The following is a 5,579-nucleotide window of genomic DNA, read 5'->3' on the forward strand; positions in this document are numbered from 1 at the left end:
TGGGCGCGCTAATGATGGGCATGGGGGAGGACATCTTTGTAGAGGTCTCCCACGGTCCCACTCTCATCGACAACAACCTGCTGCTGTCTGCCCGGTCTCTTAAGCTAGCCACCCAGGGCGTGGCCCTAGTCCACAATCTGATCGCCGGAGGCATCACGGCAGTGGGCATTGGCACGGATAATGGCGCCAAGACCCTCAGTTCTCCCCGGTATACGCCATATCATGTGCCCCACCGCACCGAGATCGCTGGTTTTATGACCTTCCTCCATGGCGACATGCGGTTCTACAATAATATTTTTGTGCAGCAGCCCATGCACCCTCTGCTGAAAGCCGCCATGGACAATATGCAGCCCAATGGCTGGGACGACGGAAATATCCGCTGCGGCGCTTTCCCCTATCAAGGCTATCCCACCTATGAGGAGTGGGACAGGGAATTTGAGGGCTACTGCGGCATGGGCTCGGCCCCCAGCGACCGGTACTACATGCACCTGCCGGTGTGGTCGGCGGGCAATGTGTACTTCAACGGAGCCCAGCCTTGGGAGAAGGAGCAGTCTCCTGCCCAGGGAGATACGGCTGTCACACTGAGCGTCAAAGAAGAAAACGGAGCCTATACTGTGGAGACAGACCTGTATGAGCATATGCCCGTGTTCTCAACAATGGTGGTTAACACCGAGACTTTAGGCATGGCCTTTGAGCCCGAGCAGAAGTTTGAGAACCCGGACGGCACACCCATCACCTTTGACAGAGACTATTTCAACGCTCCCCGGTCCCAGAAGCCCATGCCCGGCCCATTGGAGAGCGCTGCGGCAAGTATTCAGCCATAAGACAGGAAAGAGGAAGCAGACCCATGGCGGTCTGCTTTCCTTTTTTATCCGCCCCGTGCCCAGAATTTTCGGTCCAGCATCCGGTACTGCACAGCCTCAGCCACATGGTCGGCGGTGACCCGGTCGCTGGCCTCCAGGTCGGCAATGGTTCTGGCCACCCGGAGCACCCGGTCATAGCTGCGGGCAGAGAGGCCGAACCGGTCAAAGGCCCGCCTTAACAGGGACTCTGCATCCTCGTCGGCCTGACAGACCTCCCGCAGCTTTGCAGAGGGAATCTCCCCATTGCAGGACCAACCCAGGCCCTGATATCGGTCCACCTGCCGCTTGCGGGCGGCATTCACCCGCTGGCGGATGGCCTCGGAGCTCTCGCCCCTGGCCTTGGAGGCCAGCTCGTCCAGCTCAAGGGGCGCTACCTCCACATGCAGGTCCAGCCGGTCCAGCAGGGGCCCGGACACCCGGGCCAGATAGCGGTCCACTGCCTGGGGCGCACAGGTGCAGGGCCGGGTGGGGTGGCCAAAGTAGCCGCAAGGGCAGGGGTTCATAGCGGCCACCACCATAAATTTGCAGGGGAAGGTGGCGTTGCCGCCTACCCGCGAAATAGTGACCTGTCCGTCCTCCATGGGCTGGCGGAGGACCTCCATGGCAGGGCGGGAGAATTCCGGCAGCTCGTCCAAAAACAACACGCCGTTGTGGGCAAGGGAGATTTCACCGGGCTTTGGGGACGTGCCGCCCCCAGAGAGCCCTGCTGTGGAAATGGTATGATGGGGCGACCGAAAGGGACGGGAGCCTAACAGGGCGCTTCCGTCCGGCAGATTGCCTGCCACAGAGTGGATCATGGTGGCTTCCAAGGCTTCCTCAAAGGTCATGTCGGGCAGAATGGTGGGCAGGCGCTTGGCCAGCATGCTCTTGCCAGAGCCAGGGGAGCCCACCATAATCACACTGTGGCTGCCGCTGGCGGCAATCTCCAAAGCCCGCTTTGCCACATACTGCCCCTTGACATCCGCAAAGTCCAGCAAAGGGTCAAAGCGGCCGCACTGAGGCTCCCAGTCTGCTGGGGCAATGGGCTTCCGGCCGGTGAGATGGTCCACCAGCCGAGGCACGTTTTCGACAGGGTAGACCTCTAAGCCCGCAATGACCGCGCCCTCCCGGGCATTGGCGGCCGGCACGAACAGCCGGCGGAAGCCAGCCTCCTTCGCCTTTGCGGCCATAGCCAGCACGCCTCGGATGCGCCGCACTTCGCCGGACAGGGAGAGCTCCCCCAGAAACACTGCGTCGTCTGTGGGGCAGGGGAGCTGCTCGGAGGACTTGAGCAGAGACAGCAGCAGGGGCAGGTCGTAGATAGGCCCCTCCTTCCGTTTGTCCGCAGGGGCCAGATTCATGGTGATACGCTTCAGGGGGAAGTCAAAGCCGCAGTTCTTCATAGCCGCCCGCACCCGGTCCCGGGACTCCTTCACTGCCGCGCCGGGCAGGCCCACCACCTCAAAGCCTGGCAGGCCTGAGGAGAGGTCGGTCTCTACCTCCACGGGAAAGGCGTCCAGTCCATAGGTCCCCATGCTGTAGGTCTTGGCTACCATCTCATCGCCTCCTTTTGCTTTTCCGAGCTTCGCTAGACTTTGAAAAGCATTACTCTATAATAATAGTCTGATTTTCCGCCTGCGTCAAGAAAAAAATATATAAAAATTTCTGCCTGAGCTTGTTGGCTTTGCCGATACGCCTGCTTCCAGGCTCTGTGGTCCGCATAATCATTGCCATATAGCGCCACACTATAGACGTACCCATCCGGGTCCACATCCATAGCTGTACAGAAAGGAAGGATCAGATTGACACAGGAACGTGACGGACGGATCGGCAACCTGCCGGCCAATATCAACATTATGAATCCCGTCCCCAACAAGGATGCCAAGAGTATCACCAAGCTGGTGCGCAAAAACGGCAAGATCGCTGGCTATGAGCTCTCCGACGGCCGGGTGCTCTCCAAGCGTGAGGGCGTGGCCCTGGCCAAGCAGGGGGGCATCCGGGGCGTGGCGATTGCCAGCCGCAACGGCAGCGAGTATCTGCGCTCCCTCCCAGACGGCGACGAGAGCAACAACCTGGGGGACCTCCCCAGTGCCCCGGGCAGCTTTACCTGAGCGGCGGCAAAGAGCGGCCTTTTTCGGGCCGCTTTTTGTGTCAGCAGAGAGGTTTCGTCAAGAGCTTTTTCAATGCTTTATTTGCCAGGGTATTCTCTGGGCGTATCAAATAAAAATGTAAATGGTTCTTGACTTTTTCTGCCTTGTCTGATAAAATGAAATTACGATACCTGACACTAAGGGGGCTTAGCCGCCCTGCGTGAAAGGTGCGGCTTTTACACTTGCAGGTCTGCGCCGTGCCCTCAGTCGGGTATGGCGCTTTTTGCTTTTTTGCTAAGATCATAGGGCCCTGACGCCCTTTGCAGAAAGGATGGTCAAAATGGAGACCAGAGTGGCAGTCATGAGTATTATTGTAGAGGACAGCAGCACTGTGGAGAGGCTGAACAGCATTCTTCACGAGTATGGCTCGTATATTATTGGCCGGATGGGCATTCCCTACCGGGCCAGGGGTGTTAATATTATCAGCATTGCCATTGACGCTCCCCAGGACACCATCTCCACCCTGGCGGGGAAGGTGGGGAATCTTCCGGGCGTCAGCGTAAAAACTGCATTGTCGGGGGTCTTGGGCCATGACTGAGCGGGTGGAGCGTTTGATCAAAAGCCTGGCCTCCAACCACAGGCTGCAGTTGGAGGAGTACCAGGAGCTGGTGGAGGCGCAGTCTCCCGAAACCGCCGCCATATTGGCACAACAGGCTGTGGCGGTCCGCCGGGAAATATATGGGAACGCCGTCTATGTGCGGGGACTGATTGAGGTCAGCAATATCTGTAAAAACGACTGCCTGTACTGCGGCATCCGCCGGAGCAATTCCCATTGCGACCGCTACCGCCTCTCCTTGGAGGATATCCTTTCCTGTGCGGCTGAGGGCTACCGGTTGGGCTTTCGCACCTTTGTGCTGCAAGGGGGAGAGGACCCCTTCTTTACAGACCAGGTACTCAGCAGCATTGTCACGGCCCTTAAGTCTGCCCACCCGGACTGCGCCGTAACCCTGTCCATGGGGGAACGGAGCCGGGAGAGCTACCAGCTGCTGCGGGAGGCCGGAGCAGACCGCTATCTGCTTCGCCATGAGACAGCGGACAGAGCACACTATGAAACGCTCCATCCCGCTGGAATGTCTTTTGACAACCGGATGCGCTGCCTGAGGGACCTGCGGGACTTGGGCTATCAGGTGGGGTGCGGGTTTATGGTGGGGTCGCCGGGGCAGACCAGCCGCGCCTTGGCGAAGGATTTGAAATTCATTGAGGAATTCAAGCCGGATATGTGCGGCATTGGCCCCTTTGTGCCCCACAAGGACACAGCCTTCCGGGATCAGCCGGCAGGCACAGTGGAGCAGACCTGCTATCTGCTCTCCATCATCCGGCTGATCCATCCCCCGGTGCTGCTGCCCGCCACCACGGCCCTGGGTACAATCCACCCGGAGGGGCGGGAGCTGGGCATTCTGGCAGGAGCCAATGTGGTCATGCCCAATCTGTCGCCGGTAAGCGTGCGCAAAAAATATGAGCTCTATGACAACAAAATCTGCACAGGGGAGGAGTCTGCCCAGTGCCGGGATTGTCTGAGCGCGCGGATGGCTTCTGTGGGGTATGAGATCGTGACGGCTCGGGGAGACATCAAAAAGTGAACGGGCAGATAAATTCAAGCCTCTGACAGGAAGAATGCCAGTGCTGTTACAGATACCATTCTGTCGGCGTTTCGCGGCACTTCACAAGAGTAAAAAGCGGGAGGCAATATATGGCAAGCCTTTATAGCAGAGCTGGTATTTATGATTTGATTGAAAGCGAGAGCCGCTATCAGACCTTTAAGGACCACTGGAAGAATATTCTGAGTGGAAGAGGCATTGAGACGATGCTGGACGTGAGCATTGGCTCCGGAAGCGCGACTATACAGCTGGCGGAGCTGGGCGTTTCGCTTTCCGGCTCTGACCTGAGCGGAGAAATGCTGGCAAGCTGCCGGAAAAAGGCCGAGGCCCGGCAGCTGAAGGTGGAACTGCAGCAATGCGATTTCAGAACCGTGGCAGAGCATTTTTCCGGCCCCTTTGACTGTGTGGCCAGCACGGGCAATTCGCTGCCCTATGTGAGCAATGAGGATGTGCTGAAAACGCTGGAACAGATGGACGCTCTGGTAAAGCCCGGGGGATATCTCTATTATGAGATACGCAACTGGGACAAGATTCTGTGGGAGAGAAACCGTTTCTATCTCTACGCGCCTTTTTTTGACGGGGACACCCGCATCAACCTGACCCAGGTGTGGGACTACCATGACGACAGCTCCATCACCTTCAACATTCTCTATGTGTTTGAAAGGGAGAACAGGCCCTTTCAGAAAGAGGTCTTTGAGGAACACTATATTCCGATCGGCCGGGAGCTTATGCTGAACAAGCTCAGAGAGATGGGCTACCGGCCCGATGTGCTGAATTACCCCTCCCAGTTCCAGAAAATACCGCCGGAGGAGGCGGACTGGTACTGTGTGCTGGCAAAGAAGGGAGACGGGTAGGCATGACGATTAAAGAGCAGGCAGACGCCATTTTGTATGAGCGGGGGCTGCTGGCCCAGCTGGAAAAGTACGGCAGGCCCCACCTCATCGGCAGCTGCCGGATGGACATGATGGCCTGGAACGATATTGACATCG

At 58.1% G+C, this 5,579-nt stretch carries 5 protein-coding genes and 1 pseudogene; 5 read left to right on the forward strand and 1 reads right to left on the reverse strand.

All coding sequences use genetic code 11. The features are described 5' to 3' along the window. Nucleotides 1–824 (forward strand): annotated as a pseudogene (locus ACTO5E_RS09880) (right-handed parallel beta-helix repeat-containing protein); the annotation flags it as partial. A gap of 44 nt (nt 825–868) precedes the next feature. Here the strand turns inward: ACTO5E_RS09880 and ACTO5E_RS09885 are convergent. Then, the gene (locus ACTO5E_RS09885) at nt 869–2,398 is read right to left on the reverse strand and encodes a YifB family Mg chelatase-like AAA ATPase (protein WP_482303311.1); all 1,530 of its coding nucleotides are present in this window, start codon (nt 2,396–2,398) and stop codon (nt 869–871) included. Nucleotides 2,399–2,644: 246 nt separating this feature from the next. Here ACTO5E_RS09885 and ACTO5E_RS09890 point away from each other — a divergent pair, with 246 nt between their 5' ends. The 4 genes from ACTO5E_RS09890 (at nt 2,645) to ACTO5E_RS09905 (ending at nt 5,444) form a co-directional block, all read left to right on the forward strand. Continuing rightward, nucleotides 2,645–2,953 (forward strand): DUF3892 domain-containing protein, encoded by a 309-nt coding sequence (locus ACTO5E_RS09890; RefSeq protein ID WP_482303312.1) that lies wholly within the window; start codon nt 2,645–2,647, stop codon nt 2,951–2,953. Nucleotides 2,954–3,272: 319 nt separating this feature from the next. Continuing rightward, nucleotides 3,273–3,530 carry a TM1266 family iron-only hydrogenase system putative regulator gene (locus tag ACTO5E_RS09895; protein ID WP_482303314.1) on the forward strand — a complete coding sequence of 86 codons (258 nt, stop codon included), beginning with the start codon at nt 3,273–3,275 and terminating at the stop codon, nt 3,528–3,530. Next, nucleotides 3,523–4,572, forward strand: a complete 1,050-nt coding sequence (gene hydE, locus ACTO5E_RS09900; RefSeq protein ID WP_482303315.1) for a [FeFe] hydrogenase H-cluster radical SAM maturase HydE — start codon at nt 3,523–3,525, stop codon at nt 4,570–4,572. Before ACTO5E_RS09895 ends, hydE begins: the two co-directional genes overlap by 8 nt. Before the next feature lie 110 nt (nt 4,573–4,682). Then, nucleotides 4,683–5,444, forward strand: a complete 762-nt coding sequence (locus tag ACTO5E_RS09905) for a methyltransferase domain-containing protein (RefSeq protein ID WP_482303317.1) — start codon at nt 4,683–4,685, stop codon at nt 5,442–5,444. Nucleotides 5,445–5,579: the final 135 nt, after the last annotated feature.

The sequence above is a fragment of the Acutalibacter sp. genome (genome assembly GCF_056800975.1).